General features: G+C 74.0%; 19 protein-coding genes and 1 pseudogene. 12 read left to right on the top strand and 8 right to left on the bottom strand.

Annotated elements, in window-relative coordinates:
- Window positions 1–45 precede the first annotated feature (45 nt).
- Entirely contained in the window at window positions 46–546 is a 501-nt protein-coding gene (locus SVTN_RS04775) for an SRPBCC family protein (RefSeq protein WP_041127929.1), read from the top strand.
- Here the strand turns inward: SVTN_RS04775 and cds1 are convergent.
- The gene (cds1, locus tag SVTN_RS04780) at window positions 506–1636 is read right to left on the bottom strand and encodes an L-cysteine desulfhydrase Cds1 (RefSeq protein WP_041127930.1); all 1131 of its coding nucleotides are present in this window, start codon (window positions 1634–1636) and stop codon (window positions 506–508) included. The genes SVTN_RS04775 and cds1 overlap by 41 nt on opposite strands.
- A gap of 187 nt (window positions 1637–1823) precedes the next feature.
- Here cds1 and SVTN_RS04785 point away from each other — a divergent pair, with 187 nt between their 5' ends.
- The gene (locus tag SVTN_RS04785; protein WP_041127931.1) at window positions 1824–2141 is read left to right on the top strand and encodes a hypothetical protein; all 318 of its coding nucleotides are present in this window, start codon (window positions 1824–1826) and stop codon (window positions 2139–2141) included.
- Between the two features lie 172 nt (window positions 2142–2313).
- Entirely contained in the window at window positions 2314–2907 is a 594-nt protein-coding gene (locus tag SVTN_RS04790; RefSeq protein ID WP_174518231.1) for an ATP-binding protein, read from the top strand.
- 19 nt (window positions 2908–2926) lie between these two features.
- Here the strand turns inward: SVTN_RS04790 and SVTN_RS04795 are convergent, their stop codons facing one another.
- The 3 genes from SVTN_RS04795 to SVTN_RS04805 are packed head-to-tail and all read right to left on the bottom strand — an operon-like array spanning window position 2927 to window position 6548.
- Complete coding sequence (locus SVTN_RS04795) at window positions 2927–5485, bottom strand: ABC transporter permease (RefSeq protein WP_041127932.1); 2559 nt, start codon at window positions 5483–5485, stop codon at window positions 2927–2929.
- A complete protein-coding gene (locus SVTN_RS04800; protein ID WP_041127933.1) occupies window positions 5482–6252 on the bottom strand; it encodes an ABC transporter ATP-binding protein in 771 nt (256 codons plus the stop codon). The genes SVTN_RS04795 and SVTN_RS04800 overlap by 4 nt, the downstream gene beginning before the upstream one ends.
- Window positions 6249–6548, bottom strand: coding sequence for an SHOCT domain-containing protein (locus SVTN_RS04805; RefSeq protein ID WP_041127934.1), 300 nt, complete (start codon window positions 6546–6548; stop codon window positions 6249–6251). Before SVTN_RS04805 ends, SVTN_RS04800 begins: the two co-directional genes overlap by 4 nt.
- 147 nt (window positions 6549–6695) lie before the next feature.
- Between SVTN_RS04805 and SVTN_RS04810 the strand changes: the two genes are divergently transcribed.
- Together SVTN_RS04810 and SVTN_RS04815 are read left to right on the top strand one after the other, a co-directional pair.
- Entirely contained in the window at window positions 6696–7271 is a 576-nt protein-coding gene (locus SVTN_RS04810; RefSeq protein WP_041127935.1) for a TetR/AcrR family transcriptional regulator, read from the top strand.
- 28 nt (window positions 7272–7299) lie between these two features.
- Window positions 7300–7884 carry a DUF4865 family protein gene (locus SVTN_RS04815; protein ID WP_041127936.1) on the top strand — a complete coding sequence of 195 codons (585 nt, stop codon included), beginning with the start codon at window positions 7300–7302 and terminating at the stop codon, window positions 7882–7884.
- A gap of 10 nt (window positions 7885–7894) precedes the next feature.
- Here the strand turns inward: SVTN_RS04815 and SVTN_RS04820 are convergent, their stop codons facing one another.
- From SVTN_RS04820 to radA, 4 genes are all read right to left on the bottom strand, one after another.
- Window positions 7895–8674, bottom strand: coding sequence for an SAM-dependent methyltransferase (locus tag SVTN_RS04820; RefSeq protein ID WP_041133589.1), 780 nt, complete (start codon window positions 8672–8674; stop codon window positions 7895–7897).
- 186 nt (window positions 8675–8860) lie between these two features.
- On the bottom strand, window positions 8861–10087 hold the full coding sequence (locus SVTN_RS04825; protein WP_041127937.1) for an ROK family protein: 1227 nt from the start codon (window positions 10085–10087) through the stop codon (window positions 8861–8863).
- Window positions 10038–11042 (bottom strand): RecB family exonuclease, encoded by a 1005-nt coding sequence (locus SVTN_RS04830; RefSeq protein WP_078908207.1) that lies wholly within the window; start codon window positions 11040–11042, stop codon window positions 10038–10040. Before SVTN_RS04830 ends, SVTN_RS04825 begins: the two co-directional genes overlap by 50 nt.
- 9 nt (window positions 11043–11051) lie before the next feature.
- The gene (gene radA / locus SVTN_RS04835; RefSeq protein ID WP_041127938.1) at window positions 11052–12500 is read right to left on the bottom strand and encodes a DNA repair protein RadA; all 1449 of its coding nucleotides are present in this window, start codon (window positions 12498–12500) and stop codon (window positions 11052–11054) included.
- Between the two features lie 178 nt (window positions 12501–12678).
- Here radA and SVTN_RS41855 point away from each other — a divergent pair.
- The 7 genes and pseudogenes from SVTN_RS41855 to SVTN_RS04865 form a co-directional block, all read left to right on the top strand.
- Window positions 12679–13125: pseudogene (locus tag SVTN_RS41855) on the top strand (crossover junction endodeoxyribonuclease RuvC); the annotation flags it as partial.
- Between the two features lie 255 nt (window positions 13126–13380).
- Entirely contained in the window at window positions 13381–14007 is a 627-nt protein-coding gene (ruvA, locus tag SVTN_RS04840) for a Holliday junction branch migration protein RuvA (protein WP_041133591.1), read from the top strand.
- A gap of 59 nt (window positions 14008–14066) precedes the next feature.
- Window positions 14067–15110, top strand: coding sequence for a Holliday junction branch migration DNA helicase RuvB (ruvB, locus tag SVTN_RS04845; RefSeq protein WP_041133592.1), 1044 nt, complete (start codon window positions 14067–14069; stop codon window positions 15108–15110).
- Between the two features lie 251 nt (window positions 15111–15361).
- Complete coding sequence (locus tag SVTN_RS04850; RefSeq protein ID WP_041127939.1) at window positions 15362–16288, top strand: ATP-binding protein; 927 nt, start codon at window positions 15362–15364, stop codon at window positions 16286–16288.
- Entirely contained in the window at window positions 16285–16797 is a 513-nt protein-coding gene (locus tag SVTN_RS04855; RefSeq protein WP_041127940.1) for a hypothetical protein, read from the top strand. Before SVTN_RS04850 ends, SVTN_RS04855 begins: the two co-directional genes overlap by 4 nt.
- Window positions 16798–17021: 224 nt before the next feature.
- A complete protein-coding gene (locus SVTN_RS04860; protein ID WP_159026421.1) occupies window positions 17022–17657 on the top strand; it encodes a zinc finger domain-containing protein in 636 nt (211 codons plus the stop codon).
- Window positions 17654–18136, top strand: coding sequence for a single-stranded DNA-binding protein (locus tag SVTN_RS04865; RefSeq protein ID WP_052498972.1), 483 nt, complete (start codon window positions 17654–17656; stop codon window positions 18134–18136). Before SVTN_RS04860 ends, SVTN_RS04865 begins: the two co-directional genes overlap by 4 nt.
- The last annotated feature ends 13 nt before the right edge of the window (window positions 18137–18149 follow it).

Here is an 18149-nt window from a genome sequence, read left to right on the forward strand (position 1 = left end):
CGTCAGCTAAGGTGCTGCATCCGTTCGCGTCCCCCGGGAGGGCCCATGCCGCGCCGACTCAAGCCGGTGGAGCTCGACTTCACCGCGTCCGCGCCCGTCCGCCTCGTCTTCTCCGCCACCCTCGCCGCGCCCCCGCCCGTCGTCTACCGTTCCGTCGCCGTGGAGGTGGGGAGCATGCCGTCCTGGTTCACCGCCGTGACCTCCGCCGTGCCGACGGGCGACGGCGCGGGCCGGACGATCCGGCTGCGCGGCGGGATCGCGTTCGAGGAGACGATCCTGGCCTCCGAGCCCGACCTCCGCTACGCGTACCGGGTGGACACGACGAACGCCCCCGGCGTGACGGCCATGGCGGAGGAGTGGCTCCTCTCCCCCGCCGGGACGGGGACCCGGCTGCGCTGGACCATGGCCGCCGACGGCGCCGCCCCGTTCCGGCTCGCGCTGCGCCTCGCGGCGCCGGGCGTGGGGTTCTCCTTCCGGGACGCGGCGCGCCGACTGGACCGGCGGCTCACTCCGGCCAGACCCCCGTCGCCAGGAACCGCTCGATAGCGGCGGTGTAGGGCGCGATGTCCAGGCCCTGGGCGGCCAGCCAGCCGTCGGAGTAGTACTTGTCGAGGTACCGCTCGCCGCCGTCGCAGATCAGGGTGACGACGCTGCCGGTGCGCCGCTCGGCGACCATCTCGGCGACGATCTTCAGCGCGCTCCACAGGCCGGTGCCGGTGGAGCCGCCCGCCTTGCGGCCGATCGCGGTCTCCAGGGCGCGGACGGCGGCGACGCTCGCCGCGTCGGGGACCTTCATCATGCGGTCGACGGCGCCGGGCACGAAGCTGGGCTCCATGCGGGGGCGGCCGATGCCCTCGATGCGCGAGCCGCAGTCGGCGGTGGCGTTCGGGTCGTGGTGCGTCCAGCCGTCGAAGAAACAGGAGTTCTCGGGGTCGGCGACGCAGATCCGGGTGTCGTGCTGCATGTAGTGGACGTAGCGGGCGATGGTCGCCGAGGTGCCGCCGGTGCCGGCGGTGGCGACGATCCAGGCGGGCTCCGGGTACCGCTCCAGCTTCAGCTGCTGGTACATCGACTCGGCGATGTTGTTGTTGCCGCGCCAGTCGGTGGCCCGCTCCGCGTAGGTGAACTGGTCCATGTAGTGGCCGCCGGTGCGCTCGGCGAGGGCGGCGGCCTCCTCGTACATGGTGCGCGAGTCGTCGACGAAGTGGCACTGCCCGCCGTGGAACTCGATGAGCCGGCACTTCTCGGGGCTGGTCGTGCGGGGCATGACGGCGATGAAGGGGACGCCGATGAGCTTCGCGAAGTACGCCTCGGAGACGGCGGTCGAGCCGCTGGAGGCCTCGATGACGGGCTTTCCGGGGCGGACCCAGCCGTTGCAGAGGCCGTAGAGGAAGAGCGAACGGGCGAGCCGGTGCTTGAGGCTGCCGGTCGGGTGGGTCGACTCGTCCTTGAGGTAGAGGTCGATGCCCCACTCCTCGGGGAGGGGGAAGCGCAGCAGGTGGGTGTCGGCGGAACGGTTCGCGTCGGCCTGGACCTTGCGCACGGCCTCCTTCAGCCAGGACCGGTACGCCGGGTCGCTGCGGTCGACGTCGACGGTGGCCGTCGCGGTGGCCGCAGTCTCGTGGGTGGTGCTCATCCGTCCCTCTCCTCATGTGTCGCCCCATGGCTCCCCCACTGCCGACAATACCGCTCTCACCTGGGCAAACGTTCCCTTTGACGATCCATAGGGATCGCTTGTGGACGGGCCGCCGACGGGCTACTGGTGCGGGCGGCGACGGCCCGGCACACTGGGTACGGCAACCGGGTGAAAGGGGCGGATCGCCATGGCGGAGCCGGAGTTCAGTGCCAGGGGTGTACGGATCGCGCGCTGGCCGCGCTCGCTGACGCGCGCGGGCGAGGTGCGGATCGAGGACGGACGCCTCGCGCTCCTCACGAGTTACGGCAGCGAGATCGACAGCGCGCCGGTGACGGCGGTACGGGCGGGGCGGCCGTGGTTCGCGAAGGCGGACGAGACGGTGGCGACCGTGAACGGCACGCGGTACCGGCTGACGCTGCAGGACGGCGACCGCGACCACGACAGCGAGTCACACGCCTCGGGACGTTTCCTCGCCGCGCTGAAGAAGGCCGCGCGACGCTCCTGAGCTGCGACGGCTCGCGGCGAGTTGCGGGGCGGTCACGGCTGGTCCAGTCTGGAACCCACCTCACTGAGGGTTCAGCGGTGGTGACGCTGCGATCAGGTCACCGCCCCTTCTGTACCGCATTGACAGATCCGAATCTTCGTCTTCTTCCGGACCACTTCGGGGAGTCGCAGCCGTGATCAGCGAGCCGAGCAGGTACTACGCGGTGGAGCTTCAGGCCCTGCCGTCGCGGATCGGACAGGTCCGCCGCATCATCTCCGCGCACCTTCGACATTGGCAGTTGGACGCCCTGGTGGACCAGGCGGTCCTCGGGGTGACCGAGCTGCTGACGAACGTGCACCGTCATGCCCAGCCGGACAAGGGATGCAGGGTCGAGGTCGAGCTGCTGCTCGACCGGCTCACCGTCTCGGTCCGGGACCACGATCCCCGGCTTCCCGAGGTCGGCCCCGTGGAGGCGTTCGGGCTGCTGGACGACCCCGACGCGCTCGCCACCTCCGGCCGGGGGCTCGCCATCGTCGGGGCGGTCAGCGAGAGCTGGGGCATCCGCCCGTGCGGTGCCGACGGCAAGGTCGTGTGGTTCACCCTCACGGCGCCGCCCTGTGCCGACCCGGTCGAGGAGTGCGCGCGTGCCGTGTACGGCGCCGCGGCCGAGGCCGCGTTCGCGGGCGTCGGGTACAGCCGGCTCCCCGGTGTGCCGCTCAGCGCCCCGGCCGACCCGGTCCCCGCTCCGTCGGTGGCCCGCCCGGTCCTGGCGGGCCGGGCGGGCTGACCGAGCCCCTCGGGCCCCGTCACTCCGTGGCGATCGCCCGCAGGATCTCCAGGCGGGCCGCCCGGCGGGCCGGGCGCCAGGCCGCCACGGCCCCCGCCACCAGGCCGACCAGGGCCACGGCCGCGAGCCGCAGCGCCGGTACGGCGAACGCGAGGGCGCTGTCGCCCGATCCGCCCGAGGCGCGGACGAGGACCCAGCCGAGGAAGCCGCCGAGCGCGAGCCCGCCGACCGTCCCGAAGGCGGCGACCAGGACGGACTCCCAGCGGACCATGGCCCGCAGCTGGGTCCGGGTCTGCCCGACGGCCCGCAACAGGCCGAGCTCACGGGTCCGTTCGTGGACGGAGAGGGTCAGCGTGTTGGCGATGCCGAGCAGCGCGATCAGGACCGCGAGCACGAGGAGCGCGTAGACGAGGGTGAGCATCATGTCGATGCCGCCCGCCGAGGCCTCCGCGTACTCCTCCCGGGTCTGCACCTCCGGATGGCCGTACCGGTCGGCGACCTTCGTCACGGCTGCCTTGCCCTCCTCGGCGCCGACGCCGTCCGCGAAGGACACGGCGACGAGCCGGTCGGCGTCCTGGGTGCGGTGCGGGGCCCAGGCCGCCCGGGTGACGAGGTAGTCGCCGGCGAGGTCGGAGCGCTCGTAGACCGCGCGGACCGTGAAGGTGTGCCGGCTGCCGTCGGTGAACGTCAGGACGGCGGTCCGGCCGGGCGCCAGGCCGGAGTGGGCCGCCTCGTCGGCGGCGACGGCGAGCCCGTCCGTACCGAGTCCGGTGAGGGAGCCCCGTACCTCCCCCAGGTCGAGCGCCCGGGCCAGCGCGGCCGGGTCGGTGACGGTGAGGGCGCGGCCCTTGCCGTTCACCTCGGCGACGCCCCGCCCCAGGCCCACGGCGGTGTCGACCTCGGGCAGCGCGGCGACCGCGGGGGCGAGGCGGGGGCTGAGCCCGCTGCCGCCCGCGCCGAACGAGGGCGTGCTGATGGCCACGTCGCCGGCGAAGGAGCGGTCGACGGTCCGGTCCATGGTGGCCTTGAGGGAGGCGCCGAAGACCGTGAAGAGGGTGACGACGGCGACCCCGATCATCAGGGCGGTGGCGGTCGCCGCCGTACGGCCCGGGCTGCGCAGGGCGTTGCGGCGGGCGAGGCCGCGGTTGACCCCGCGCAGCGGGCGGCCGAGCACCCGTACGGCGAGCGAGGCGGCGACCGGTCCGAGGACCACGAACGCGGCGACGGCGAGCGCGGCCCCGGTCCCGGCGAGCCACAGCGACGGGGTGCCGAGGACGCCGACGAGGACCGTGCCGACGCCGGCGGCGAGCAGGGCGCCGCCCGTCAGCGCGCGACGGCGTGAGGTGCCCGAGTCGTCCACGTCCGTCTCGCGGAGCGCGGCGAGCGGGACCGTGCGCCCGGCCCGTACGGCCGGCAGCAGCGCCGAACCGGCGCAGACCGCGAGCCCGACGCCGAGCGGGAGGACGAGGGAGGTGCCGGCGACGACGAGGTCGCCCTCGGGGAACGGGAAGCCGATCGCGGGGAACAGCGCCTGGAGGCCTGCGGCCACGCCGATCCCGGCGAGGAGCCCGGCCAGGGAGGCGAGCAGTCCGACGGCGAGCGCCTCGGCGAGGGTGCCGGTGACGATCTGGCGGCGGGCGGCGCCGATCGCGCGGAGCAGGGCGTTCTCGCGGGTCCGCTGGGCGACGAGGACGGCGAAGGTGTTGTGGATCGTGAAGACGGAGACGAGGACGGCGACCCCGCTGAACACGAGCAGGAAGGTGGTGAAGAGGTCGAGGAAGCGGCCGGAGATCATCTCGGTGTTCTCCTCGGCGGCCCGCTGTCCGGTGATCGCCTCGACCCCGTCGGGCAGCGCGGGCGTCAGCGCGGCGACCAGCTCGTCCTGGGAGACGCCGGGCGCGGCGCGTACGGCGATGCTCGTCGCCTCGCCGGGGCGCGCCGTCAGGTACTTCTCGGCGTCGGCGCGGGTGAGGCCGGTCCAGGTGACCTGGCCCATGCCGTCCGCGCCGCCGAAGGTGGCCAGGCCGACGACGGTGACCCTCACCGGGTCGGGGGTGCGCAGGACGGTGGTGTCGCCGACGGCGAGACCGGCCGTCTTCGCGGCGCCCCGGTTGACGACGGCCTCGCCGGGGGCGCTCGGCGCGCGTCCCTCCGCGAGGCGGTACGGGTTGAGGGCCGGGTCCTCGATCCAGTTGCCCGCGAGGGTGGGCGGGCCCTTGCCGCCGACGGCGCTGCCGTCGGCGGCGACGAGCTGGCCCGCGCCCTCGATGCGGGGCGCGGCGGCGGCGACCCCGGGGACCTCGGCGAGGCGCTCGGCGAGGGCGGCGTCGACGGGGCCGCGGGTGCCCTGGGCCTCGCCGGCGGCGGTCACGGTGACGGAGCTGCGGACGATGGCGTCGGTGCCCCGGGTGGCGCTGGTGAACATCGAGTCGAAGCTCGTGCGGAGGGTGTCGCCCATGACGAGGGTGCCGGTGAGGAAGGCGACCCCGAGGAGGACGGCGACGAAGGTGCCGAGGAAGCGGCGCCGGTGGGCACGGAGCGAGGAGCGGGCGAGCTTGAGGGTGGCGGGGGTGTTCATGCCGCACCTCCGGAGACCGTCGCGGTGCCCGTGTCGAAGGCCTTCATGCGGTCGAGGACGAGGTCGGCCGTGGGGCCGGTCATCCGGTCGACGAGCCGGCCGTCCGCGAGGAAGATCACCTCGTCGGCGTGGGCGGCGGCGACCGGGTCGTGGGTGACCATGACGACCGTACGACCGGTCTCGCGGACCGTACGGCCGAGCAGGCGCAGGACCTCCTCGCCGGAGCGCGAGTCGAGGTTGCCGGTGGGTTCGTCGGCGAAGACGACGTCGGGGTCGCCGGCGAAGGCCCGGGCGACGGCGACGCGCTGCTGCTGTCCGCCGGAGAGTTCGCTCGGCCGGTGGTGGAGGCGGTCGCGCAGGCCGACGGTGTCGACGAGCCGGTCGAAGCGCGCCCGGTCGACGGGGTGCCCCGCGAGGTCGAGCGGGAGGGTGATGTTCTCGGCGACGGTGAGCGTCGGCAGCAGGTTGAAGGCCTGGAAGACGAAGCCGATCCGGTCGCGACGCAGCAGGGTCAGGCGCCGGTCGTCGAGGGTGGACAGGTCGGTCTCGCCGACGAGGGCGGCGCCGGAGGTGAGGGTGTCGAGTCCGGCGGCGCAGTGCATCAGGGTGGACTTGCCGGAGCCGGACGGGCCCATGACGGCGGTGAAGCGGCCGACGGGGAAATCGACGCTCACCCCGTCGAGGGCCCTGACCTCGGTGTCGCCGCGCCCGTAGACCTTGACGGCGTCGACGACGCGGGCGGCGGGGAGCGGGGCGGGAGTCGTCATGTCCGGCGCCCCTTGGGGTTCGCGGCGCGGCCGAACTGCTCCTCCAGGACGCTCAGGCGCCGCCAGTACTCGTCCTCGTCGATCTCCCCGGCCGCGAAGCGGTGGCCGAGCAGGGTGAGGGGCGAGTTCTCGTCCGGTCCGGCGTCGCGGCGCACGTCGCCGCCGAAGCGGAAGTCGCGGCCCCTGCGCCGGCCGGCGCGGCGGGCGACGGTGACGACGCCGATGACGACGGCTGCCCAGACGAGGGGGAAGAAGAGGACCCACGGGCCGGGGCCCGCGTAGGCGAGTGTGTTCATGAGGGTTCAGCTCCTCGGTGTGTTGTCCGTGGTTCGAGGCTCCCTCCGGAAGGGGGTCCGGGTCGTCGTACGGGCAGCGGCTCCTGGCGTACGACACCGGGAGTACGTCGCCCCGGTCGGCACTCCTTCCGTTCTGTACCTACTGGTATGTACAGTGCCGCCATGAGCATGAACACCTCGGAGCGGCTGATCGAGGCGACCCGCGAACTGCTGTGGGAGCGCGGCTACGTCGGCACCAGCCCCAAGGCCGTCCAGCAGGCGGCGGGCGCGGGCCAGGGCAGCATGTACCACCACTTCGCCGGCAAGCAGGACCTGGCGCTCGCGGCCATCCGGCGCTCGGCCGAGGAGCTGGGGGCGGCGGCCGAGGCGGTCCTGGGCGGTACGGGTTCGGCGTACGCCCGGATCGAGGCGTACCTGCTGCGCGAGCGCGACGTCCTGCGCGGCTGCCCGGTGGGGCGGCTGACCATGGACCCGGAGGTCATCGCGGACCCGGAGCTGCGCGCGCCCGTCGAGGAGGTGCTCGGCCGGGTGCGCGCCCGGATCGCCGAGGTCGTCCAGGAGGGCCTGGACAGCGGCGAGTTGAGCGGCGGTCTCGATCCGGAGGAGATCGCGGCGACGGTCCTCGCGACCGTACAGGGCGGGTACGTGCTCGCCCGCGCGACGGGTTCGCGCGCACCCTTCGACACCGCCGTACGCGGACTGCTCACCCTGCTCGCCCCCTGACCCCACCTCGGAGAATCGGAGCCCTCCCGTGCACGCGATGCAGTACGAGATCACCCTGCCCGCCGACTACGACATGGAGATCATCCGCAAGCGGGTGGCGACCAAGGGGCACCTGCTCGACGCCTTCCCCGGGCTCGGCCTGAAGGCGTATCTGATGCGGGAGCGGGAGGCCGGGTCTCCCGTGAACCAGTACGCGCCGTTCTATCTGTGGGCCTCCCCCGAGGGCATGAACTCCTTCCTCTGGGGCCCCGGCTTCCAGGGCATCGTGAACGACTTCGGCAGGCCGGTGGTGCAGCACTGGACGGGTCTGGCGTACGAGGAGGGGCCGGCGGCCGCGTCGGCGCCGGGCGCCGCGACGCGCCGCAGGACCCCGCTCGGGGAGGGGGTCCCGCCGGGCGAGGCCGTGGCGGAGGCGGTGGCCCGGCACGCGCGCGAGGCGCGGCGGGACGGGGTGGTGGCCTCCGCCCTTGCGGTGGACCCGCGCCACTGGGAACTGCTCGCCTTCACCCTGTGGGCGGGCCCGGAAGCGCCCGCCGACGAGGGCGAGCGCTTCCAGGTGCTGCACCTGTCGGCACCGGGCCGATCGGCGCTCGGCGCCGGGCGGCAGTGGTGAGGCTGTCGCCCTACGCCACCGCGACGAGCGTGAGGTACGCGATGCCGAGGACGCCCCGGTAGCCGTTCAGCCAGCCGGCACGCTGCCGGTCGACGCGCTCGCGCGTCTCGGCGGCGAGCGGGTGGTCGGGGTGGGCGGCGAGCCAGACCTCCGTGTCGTAGCGGTAGCCCGACTCGAACTCCTCCCACTCCTCCGCGCTCGCCGTCTCGATCCACGCGGGCCGGAACCCCGCCTCGACGGCGAGGTCGACGAGGGCGCCGAGGGAGTAGTGGTCGTCGGTGCTCGCGCCGGGCCACATCGCGGCGAGCTCCGTCTCGGTGGGGGTGCGCTCCCAGAAGCCCTCGCCGAGCACGACCCGCCCGCCGGGCCGGACGAGCCGGCGCAGCTCGCGCAGGACGGCGGCGGGGTCGTACGGCAGCTCGGGGTCGCAGAGCGCCTGGCTGGAACCGAGGCAGAGGACCGCGTCGACGGGTCCCCGGTCGGTGCCGAGCGCCGACTCCTCGACGAAGGCCACCCGGTCGGCGAGCCCGCGCTCCTCGGCGAGGGCCCGGCCGCGGGCCAGGTCCTCGGCGTTGATGTCGATGCCGGTGCCCTTCGCGGCGGGGGCCGCCTCCAGGAGGCGGAGGAGCAACTCGCCCCATCCGCAGCCGATGTCGAGCGCGTCGGCGGGCGCGGTGGCCGCGAGCCGCTCGATCATGCGGGTGGCGCGGGCCTCGGAGAGCGGGCCGTGGAAGGTGAGGCTGCCGAGGCGCGGGGGAAGGTCGGCTGCCGCCGACTCAGAAGTGATCATGATGCGGAACGGTACGTCGTACCCCGTCCGCCGCATACCGGTTTTCCGACGGCGTCCTCGCCAGGGCCTGTCCGACCCTGATCCGTCGGACAGGCCCTGACCTGGGAGGGGTGTACACCACGCGCATGGCCCCGGACCGCTCGCCGCCCTGGCTGAGGGGCGCCCCGGCCCCCAGGGCTGACCCCGTCAGGCCGGTTCGCGCCCCAGGGCCGCCAGCGGGTCGTCGAGCACCGGCTGCCAGGCCAGTTCGGCCGCACCGACCAGGCTGTTGTGGTCCAGGGTGCACGGGAGGATCGGCACGCCGCCGCTGCGGCCCCAGAGGCTGCGGTCCGCGACCACCGCACGGAGCCGCTCGGGGTCCGCGTCCAGGAGTTCGCGGTGGAGCCCGCCGAGGATGATCCGGTCCGGGTTGAGGATGTTCACCAGGCCCGCGAGGCCCAGACCCAGGCGGTCGATCAGCTCCCCCACCGCGACCCGGACGCCCGGGTCGTCGGGGCTCGTGCGCAGCAGGTCGCGGGACTGCTGGAGCAGCGACACCTCGGGGCCGGGGATCCGGCCCGCGGCCGTGAGGAACGCGAGCGGGTCGGTCTCGACGTCGAGGCAGCCGCGGCTGCCGCAGTGGCAGGGGCGGCCCTCGGGGTTGACCGTGAGGTGGCCGACCTCCAGGGCCAGGCCGGAACTGCCGGTGTGGAGGCGGCCGTCGAGGACGAGCGCCCCGCCGACGCCGCGGTGGCCGGTGGCCACGCAGAGCAGGTCCCGCGCGCCGCGCCCCGCGCCGTGGCGGTGCTCGGCGAGCGCGGCGAGGTTCACGTCGTTGCCGGTGAAGGCGGGGCCTTCGATGCCGGCGGCCCGTACCCGCTCGGCGAAGATCTCCCGGACCGGCGCCCCGGCGGGCCAGGCGAGGTGGAGCGGGTTGAGGGCGGTGCCCTCGGGTTCGGCGACGGCGGAGGGTGCGGCGAGTCCGGCGCCGACGCAGCGGCGGCCGCTCTCCGCGAGGAGCGCGGCGCCCGCGTCGACGACCGCGCCGAGGACCTGCGCGGGGTCGGCGGAGACGGTGACACAGCCGGGCGCGGTGGCCACGATGGTGCCGCCGAGGCCGACGAGGGCGGCGCGGAAGCCGTCCGCGTGGACCTGGGCGGCGAGGGCGACCGGGCCCTTCTCGTCGACGGCGAGGCGGTGCGAGGGGCGGCCCTGGGAGCCGGCGGCGGCGCCGGGGTTGGAGTCGACGCGGATGAGGCCGAGGGCCTCCAGCTCGGCGGCGACGGCGCCCGCGGTGGCCCGGGTGACGCCGAGTTCGGCGGTGAGGACGGCCCGGGTCGGCGCCCTGCCGGTGTGCACCAGTTCCAGTGCGGGGCCGAGCGCGTTACGCCCCCTGTCCAGCCGTGTCCGGGTCGTCGTCGCCTTGCCGTTCATGGGGGTGAGTCTCCCATGATCGGGCGGGGGGCCGCTCCCAGGGCGGTTCGGCCTCGGTGGAGACCGCCGGGTGTCCGTCGTCCTCCACGGCCGGAACGGTGCTGACGGCCAAGGGGTAGGGCGGTGGAGTGCCGCCGAACACGGGGCAGAGGGCCTTGTAGCCGCACCAGTCGCACAGTCGGCTCGGGTGGGGCTGCCACTCGCCCGTCTCCGTCGCCCGCCGGATCGCCTCCCACAAGGCCCGCAGCTTCCGTTCCACCGCCAGCAGATCCGCCTCGGACGGGTCGTACGTCACCACGTCGCCGCTGCCCAGGTAGATGAGCTGGAGCCGCCGCGGCACCACCCCGCGCCGCCGCCACAGCACCAGGGCGTAGAACTTCACCTGGAACAGGGCCCTGTCCTCGAAGTCCCGCGGGGGCGCCTTGCCGGTCTTGTAGTCCACCACCCGCATCTCACCGGTCGGGGCGACGTCCAGCCGGTCGACATAGCCGCGCAGTTTGAGGCCCGGCTCCAGCACCGTCTCCACGTACAGCTCACGCGCGGCGGGCTCCAGCCGGTTCGGGTCCTCCATGCGGAAGTACTGGTCGAGCAGTTGTTCCGCCCCGGCCGGCGCCGCACCGTCCGGGTCCTCCGGGAAGAGACCGGCCAGCTCCGGGCGCTTGCCCAGCAGTCGCTCCCACTCCGGGCGCAGCAGTGCGCGGGCACGGTCCGCGGTGCGCTGCCCGGCCGGTGCGTCGAAGAGCCGCTCCAGCACCGCGTGCACCACCGCGCCCCGTGCCAGCGCCGGACTCGGCGGCTCCGGCAGCTTGTCGATCACTCGCAGCCGGTACCGCAGCGGGCAGCTCATGAAGTCGTTCGCGCGCGACGGCGACAGCGACGACGGCGCAGCCGGAGCAGGCCGGGGTGGTGCGGGCGGGGCCGTGTCCGACGGGTCGGAGGCCTCGGACGGGGACATACTCCGACCCTACGCCGGGTCCTTCCCGAGGCCACCGGACCGGTTCCCGGGTGATCGTTCCGGTGGGTTCGGGGGGTCGGCCGACGGGCGGGGCAGCACCCGCAGGGCCTCGCCCACGTCGGCCACCTCCGTCACCCGCATCCCGTCCGGCGTCCTCCCCGGGTCCGGCGGCACCAGCGCACGGGTGAAGCCCAGCCGGGCCGCCTCCGCCAGCCGCCGCTGCACACCGGTCACCCGGCGCACCTCGCCGGCCAGGCCCACCTCGCCGATGACCACCAGGTTCTTCGGCAGCGGGGTGTCGCTCACCGCGCTGGCAAGCGCCAGCGCCACCGCCAGGTCCGCCGACGGCTCCGACAGCCTCACCCCGCCGACCGTCGCGCTGTAGACGTCGCACTTGCCGATCCGGTGGATCCGCCCGCGCTGTTCGAGCACCGCCAGCATCATCGCGACCCGGGAGGTCTCCAGACCCGCGGTGGTGCGCCGGGGGTAGGGGAGCTGCGAGGCCACGGTGAGTGCCTGCACCTCGGCGACGAGCGGACGCTTGCCCTCCAGGGTGACCGTCAGACAGGTCCCGGGCACCGGTTCGTCGCGCCGGGTCAGGAAGAGCCCGGAGGGGTCGGCGAGCCCCGTGATGCCCTCGTCGTGCAGCTCGAAGCAGCCGACCTCGTCGGTCGCCCCGTACCGGTTCTTCACCCCGCGGAGCAGCCGGAGGCGGGCGTGCCGGTCGCCCTCGAGGTACAGGACGACGTCGACCAGGTGCTCCAGGAGTCGCGGGCCCGCGATGGCGCCCTCCTTGGTGACGTGGCCGACCAGGATCGTGGACATCCCGCGTTCCTTGGACGTCCGGATCAACGCGCCCGCCACCTCGCGCACCTGGGCCATGCCGCCGGGCGCGCCGTCGATCTCGGGGGAGGCCACGGCCTGCACCGAGTCGAGGACCAGCAGGGAGGGCTCGACGGCGTCGAGGTGGCCGAGGACGGCGGCGAGGTCGGTCTCGGCGGCGAGGTAGAGGTGGTCGCTGAGGGCGTTGATCCGGTCGGCGCGCAGCCGGACCTGGCTCGCGGACTCCTCGCCGGTGACGTAGAGGGTGCGGTGCTGATCGTCGACCGCCTTGGCCGCCACGTCGAGCAGGAGGGTGGACTTGCCGACGCCCGGTTCGCCCGCGAGCAGCACGACGGCGCCGGGCACCAGGCCACCGCCGAGGACCCGGTCCAGCTCGGGCACGCCGGTGCTGCGCGCGGTCGCCGAGCGACCGTCGACCTGCGCGATGGGCCGTGCGGGCGCGGTGACGCGGCCGGGGGCGGTCGTACGGACCGCGGGCGCGCCGCCGTACTCCTCGACCGTGCCCCATGCACGGCACTCGGGGCAGCGGCCGAGCCACTTGGCGGTGGTCCAACCGCACTCGGTGCAGCGGTAGGAGGGGCGGTGCGCGATCGTCGTACGGCTCCCGGCGGCCATGGTCCCTCCACAGCGGTGGCTTCCGGCCGGGCGGTCGTGGGCGTGGTCTCCGTGGGATGGGGCCCGCGTGACCGCCATGCCTGTTTTAGCACATTTGTTCGAGTTACGATGAAGTCCAGGCTAGGTCGGACCTGCACGAAAAGCCACATTCCACCGGCCAGGACCCGAGGAGGGCACCGTGCGCGTGCTCGGCGTGGACCCGGGGTTGACCCGGTGCGGCCTCGGCGTCGTCGAGGGCCTCCCCGGACGGCCGCTCACCGTGACGGCGGCCGGCGTGGTGCGCACCCCGACGGACGCCGAGACCGGCCACCGGCTCCTCCTCGTCGAGCGCGGCATCGAGGCCTGGCTGGACGAGCACCGACCCGAAACGGTCGCCGTGGAGCGGGTGTTCAGCCGGCACGACGTCCGCACCGTGATGGGCACCGCCCAGGCCGGCGCGGTCGCCATCCTGTGCGCGGCCCGGCGCGGCATCCCCGTCGCCCTGCACACCCCCGGCGAGGTCAAGGCCGCCGTCACCGGCAACGGCCACGCCGGCAAGGCGCAGGTCGGGGCCGTGATGACCCGACTGCTGCAGCTCGACGCACCGCCCGGACCGGCCGACGCCGCCGACGCCCTGACGCCGGCCACCGGACCGGCCGACGCCACCGATGCCCTGACGCCGGCCACCGGACCGGTCGACGCCACCGATGCCCTGACGCCGGCCACCGGACCGGTCGACGCCACCGACGCTCTGACGCCGGCCACCGGACCGGCCGACGCCGCCGCCGACGCCCTGACGCTGGCCATCTGCCACGTCTGCGCGCCCCGGAGCCGGGCCGCCTCCGGCAGGCGTCCGCCGCGGCGCCCCTCCACGCGCACGACCCCGGAAGGGGGTTACCCGATGATCGCCTTCATCAGCGGCCCGGTCGCCGCACTCGCACCCGACGCCGCAGTCGTCGAGGTCGGCGGCGTCGGCATGGCCGTCCAGTGCACCCCCGGCACCCTGGCCGCCCTGCGGGTCGGTGAGCACGCCCGGCTCGCCGTCTCCCTGGTCGTCCGCGAGGACTCCCTCACCCTCTACGGGTTCGCGGACGACGACGAGCGGCAGGTCTTCGAACTCCTGCAGACCGCCAGCGGTGTCGGGCCGCGCCTCGCCCAGGCGATGCTCGCCATGCACCGTCCCGACGCGCTGCGCCGCGCGGTCGCCCAGGGCGACGAGAAGGCCCTCACCGCCGTCCCCGGCATCGGCAGGAGGGGCGCCCAGCGGCTGCTCCTCGAGCTCGCCGGCCGGCTCGGTGAACCGACCGGAACCGCCGCCACCGGCTCCCCGGCCGGTACCGCCGCTCCCCCGCCCTGGAGCAAGCAACTGCACGCAGCGCTCGTCGGCCTCGGGTACGCCCCGCGGGAGGCCGAAGAGGCGATCGCCGCCGTCACCCCGCAGGTCGAGGCGGCAGCGGCCGACGGCGTCGCCCCGAGCGTCTCGGCCCTGCTGCGCGCCGCCCTGCGCACGCTGAACCGCGCCCGCTGAGAGGAGTGGACCGCATGACCCGGGACGAAGCCGAAACCGCCGCCCTCATAGGCCGGATCATGGCCGCCTCCACCGAGACGGAGACCGGGGCCGCGCGCCTCGTCGGTGCCTCCGCCGAGGGCGACGACCAGGCCGTCGAGGCGGCCCTGCGGCCCAAGGACCTCAGCGAGTTCGTCGGCCAGGAGAAGGTCCGCCAGCAGCTCGACCTCGTCCTCAAGGCCGCCCGCCAGCGCGGCGCCACCGCCGACCACGTGCTGCTCTCCGGCGCCCCCGGCCTCGGCAAGACCACCCTGTCGATGATCATCGCGGCCGAGATGGGCGCCCCGATCCGCATCACCTCCGGCCCCGCCATCCAGCACGCCGGCGACCTCGCCGCGGTCCTCTCCTCCCTCCAGGAGGGCGAGATCCTCTTCCTCGACGAGATCCACCGCATGTCCCGGCCCGCCGAGGAGATGCTCTACATGGCGATGGAGGACTTCCGCGTCGACGTCATCGTCGGCAAGGGTCTGGGGGCCACCGCCATCCCGCTGGAACTGCCGCCCTTCACCCTGGTCGGCGCCACCGTACGGGCGGGGCTCCTGCCGCCGCCGCTGCGCGACCGCTTCGGCTTCACCGCCCACATGGAGTTCTACGACCCGGCCGAGCTCCAGCGCGTCATCCACCGCTCCGCCGGACTCCTCGACGTGGAGATCGACCCCGCCGGCGCCGCCGAGATCGCCGGCCGCTCCCGCGGCACGCCCCGCATCGCCAACCGCCTGCTGCGCCGGGTCCGGGACTACGCCCAGGTCAGGGCCGACGGAGTGATCACCCGCGCCATCTCCGAGGCGGCCCTGAGCGTGTACGAGGTGGACAGCCGCGGCCTCGACCGGCTCGACCGCGCCGTCCTGGAGGCCCTGCTCAAGCTCTTCGGCGGCGGACCGGTCGGCCTGTCCACCCTCGCCGTCGCCGTCGGGGAGGAGCACGAGACGGTGAGAGAGGTGGCGGAGCCGTTCCTGGTACGGGAGGGACTGCTGGCGCGCACGCTGCGCGGCCGGATCGCCACCCCCGCCGCGTGGGAGCACTTCGGCCTCGCGCCGCCACAACAGGGCGGTGCGGCCGCGTGACGCGCCGGGACCGCCGCCTCGCCCGCCCCCGGGACACGCTCCCGTACGGACGTCACAGACGTCGACGCTTTTCCAACAGAAGTGTTGATTCCGCACCTATTCGCCCATATTATGAAATTACAGGCGATTTCGAACTAGCATTCGAATCGAAGCTTCGGCCGTGTGGGTGCACGTCTTGGCGGTGAGGACCTGAATCCGTCCGTCCCCAAGCCCACCCCGAACCGCCGTCGAATACGCCAGAGGAGCATGGCGTGAACACCTTCACCTTCGTCCCCGCCACCAAGGAACAGGCAAAGGCCCGCATCGCGCTCACCGGGCCCACCGGATCGGGCAAGACCTACACCGCACTCGTCATCGGCACCGCGCTCGGCGAGCGGATCGCCCTCGTCGACACCGAGCACGGCAGCGCCTCCAAGTACGCCGACGAGTTCGACTTCGACACCCTCCAGCTCACGACGTTCGAGCCGCCCGCGCTCGTCGACGCCCTCGCGGTGGCCGCCCACGACGGCTACGACGTCGTGATCGTCGACTCGCTCTCCCACTTCTGGTCCGGCGCCGGCGGGATGCTCGAGCAGGTCGACAACGCGGCGAAGCGCACCGGAGCGGGCAACAGCTTCGCCGGCTGGAAGGAGGCCCGCCCTCTGGAGCGGGCGATGATCGACGCCCTGCTCGCCTACCCGGGCCACCTCATCGTCACCATGCGGACCAAGACCGAATACGTCGTGGACACCGACGACCGCGGGCGCAAGGTGCCCCGCAAGGTCGGGCTCAAGCCCGAGCAGCGCGAGGGCATCGAGTACGAGTTCGACGTCGTCGGCGACCTCGACCACGAGAACACCCTCGTGATCTCGAAGTCCCGGGCGAAGCCGCTCTCCGGGCTCGTGATCCGCAAACCGGGTGTGGAATTCGCCGACGCCGTCCTCGACTGGCTCAACGCGGGCAAGCCCACCCCGAGCGCGTCCGACTACCTCGCGACCGCCCTCGACCCGAACACCACCTACGAGGAGTTCCACCTCCTCTACGAGGAGGTGCGCCGGCACAACCTGCTCGCCGCCGCCGTCCTGGACCCCGGCGGGGCATCGACCACGCTGGGCGAGATCATCGTGCGCCGCGGTACCGCGGCGAAGAAGGAGAAAGAGGCGGGGAAGGAGCTCGAGCGGGAGGCCGAGGCCGCATGAACCTCAAGGACCAGGCCACCAAGGTCGTCGTGCTCCGGGTGCTGCGCGACGAGGTGGAGGCCGAGTACCAGGCCACGCGCCGCGAGGTCCTCGACGGGCTGTGCGCGGCCCGTGCCGAACTCGGCCTCAAGTCGATACGGGTGACCCTGTCGGACGACATCCCGGTGGCCACCATCACGCTCATCGACCCCCAGTCGGCGGTCGTGATCGCCGACGAGGCGGCCTTCACCGCCTGGGTGGCCGAGAACCACCCCGGGGAGGTGGAGACACTCGTCCGGGTGCGCTCCGGCTGGCAGCGGGAATTCCTCGCCCGGCTCGCCCGCTTCGCCCCGGTCGCCGACCCGCGCACCGGCGAGGTGATCCCGGGACTTGCGGTGGCGGCGGCCCCCGAACCGCGTTCGTTCAGCCTGCGGCCCGTGCCCGGCGGAGCGGAACGGATCGCCCGGGCCTGGCAGACCGGCGAGATCGACCTGCGCCGGCTGCTCGTCCTCGGCGGCGGTGAGACGTGATGACCACCGCCACGGTGTACTCCGACAGGGGCTCGCCCGCCACCCTGTGGTTCCTGATCTCACGAGCCGGTCACCTCGGCTGCGGCCGCTGGAGCCTCGGGAACGACGGACGGCTGCACTGCGCCTGCGGGACCGTCCTCTACCAGTACCGGCAGCCGGCGGACGGGGCGGGAGGCAGGGCACCGGCGTCACCCGGGGAGCCCTCCCGCGGAAGGGAAGAACGGATGACACCGGCCGATACCGCGGGTCTCGCCGCCCTGGTCGCGGCGATGTGCCCCTCGATGCACCTGGAAGAGACCACGACGGACGCCTGGCACCTCCTGCTCGCCGACCTGGACGTCGCCGATACGCGGGAGGCCGTGATCCGGCTGGGCCGCCGGCAGTCCCACATTGACCCCGCCGACATCCGCACCGAGGTGCGCGCCATCCGGGAGGAGCGGCTCGCCCGCGACCCGCTGCCCCTCCCGTACGCCGACCCGGACGACCCGCGCCGCTATCGCGCGGAACTCCTGGCGATCGTGACCGCGCTCGCCTCGGGGCAGCGCGTCAAGCGGACGCCCGCCGTCCCGGCCCAGCCGCCCCCCGCTCTCGCCAGGCGCTCGAGGCATGCCCTCCACGTCCACGCCCTCCACGTGCCGTGCCCCTGGTGCCGGGCCGCCGCCGGCCGTCCTTGCACCATTCCCCGGCTCGGCATCCCGCTGAAGAACGCTCCGGCCCACGTGTCGAGACTGACCGCGGCGGGGCCCGTCGAACGAGAAGAGAAGGGGGACCGGGCGATGCGCCTGAAGGCGCCCCGAAACGGCAGCGCCGTCGTCGGCCGGCCGACTCCCCTGTCCATGCGTGAGGAGGAACCGTCATGACCGGCGAGACCGTCGTCACCGTCGTCGGCAACCTGACCGACGACCCCGAGATCCGCATCACTCCGTCAGGCGACACGGTCGCGCACTTCACCGTCGCCTCCACCCCCCGCACCTTCGACCGGCAGACCAACGACTGGAAGGACGCCGACACGCTCTTCCTGCGCTGCTCGGCCTGGCGGCAGACGGCGGAACACGTCGCCCAGTCCCTGACCCGCGGCACCCGCGTCATCGTCCAGGGGCGGCTGCACCAACGGGCGTACGAGACCAGGGAGGGCGAGAAGCGGACCGTCATCGAGCTGGAGGTCGGCGAGATCGGCCCCTCCCTGCGCTACGCCACCACGACGGTCGACAAGACCTCGCGCATGAGCGCCCCCGACGGTGCCCTCTTCGACGCCGCCCCCTCCGCGCCGAACGGCGCGCCGAGGGTTCCCCACGGCGACGAGAGCGCCTCCGACGAGAGCGTCAGGCATCCCTTCTGACCCGGTCGAAACA

The organism is Streptomyces vietnamensis (assembly GCF_000830005.1).
GTDB classification, from domain to species: domain Bacteria; phylum Actinomycetota; class Actinomycetes; order Streptomycetales; family Streptomycetaceae; genus Streptomyces; species Streptomyces vietnamensis.

Bases quoted from the DNA above. Each gene is read 5' to 3' on its own strand.
- SVTN_RS04860 (WP_159026421.1), top strand. From the start codon at position 17,022: ATGACACCGGCCGATACCGCGGGTCTCGCCGCCCTGGTCGCGGCGATG.
- SVTN_RS04825 (WP_041127937.1), bottom strand. From the start codon at position 10,087: ATGAACGGCAAGGCGACGACGACCCGGACACGGCTGGACAGGGGGCGT.
- SVTN_RS04810 (WP_041127935.1), top strand. From the start codon at position 6,696: ATGTACAGTGCCGCCATGAGCATGAACACCTCGGAGCGGCTGATCGAG.
- ruvB (WP_041133592.1), top strand. From the start codon at position 14,067: ATGGCCGCCTCCACCGAGACGGAGACCGGGGCCGCGCGCCTCGTCGGT.
- SVTN_RS04785 (WP_041127931.1), top strand. From the start codon at position 1,824: ATGGCGGAGCCGGAGTTCAGTGCCAGGGGTGTACGGATCGCGCGCTGG.
- SVTN_RS04800 (WP_041127933.1), bottom strand. From the start codon at position 6,252: ATGACGACTCCCGCCCCGCTCCCCGCCGCCCGCGTCGTCGACGCCGTC.
- cds1 (WP_041127930.1), bottom strand. From the start codon at position 1,636: ATGAGCACCACCCACGAGACTGCGGCCACCGCGACGGCCACCGTCGAC.
- SVTN_RS04805 (WP_041127934.1), bottom strand. From the start codon at position 6,548: ATGAACACACTCGCCTACGCGGGCCCCGGCCCGTGGGTCCTCTTCTTC.
- SVTN_RS04865 (WP_052498972.1), top strand. From the start codon at position 17,654: ATGACCGGCGAGACCGTCGTCACCGTCGTCGGCAACCTGACCGACGAC.
- SVTN_RS04775 (WP_041127929.1), top strand. From the start codon at position 46: ATGCCGCGCCGACTCAAGCCGGTGGAGCTCGACTTCACCGCGTCCGCG.
- SVTN_RS04830 (WP_078908207.1), bottom strand. From the start codon at position 11,042: ATGTCCCCGTCCGAGGCCTCCGACCCGTCGGACACGGCCCCGCCCGCA.
- SVTN_RS04820 (WP_041133589.1), bottom strand. From the start codon at position 8,674: ATGATCACTTCTGAGTCGGCGGCAGCCGACCTTCCCCCGCGCCTCGGC.
- SVTN_RS04795 (WP_041127932.1), bottom strand. From the start codon at position 5,485: ATGAACACCCCCGCCACCCTCAAGCTCGCCCGCTCCTCGCTCCGTGCC.
- SVTN_RS04855 (WP_041127940.1), top strand. From the start codon at position 16,285: ATGAACCTCAAGGACCAGGCCACCAAGGTCGTCGTGCTCCGGGTGCTG.
- radA (WP_041127938.1), bottom strand. From the start codon at position 12,500: ATGGCCGCCGGGAGCCGTACGACGATCGCGCACCGCCCCTCCTACCGC.
- ruvA (WP_041133591.1), top strand. From the start codon at position 13,381: ATGATCGCCTTCATCAGCGGCCCGGTCGCCGCACTCGCACCCGACGCC.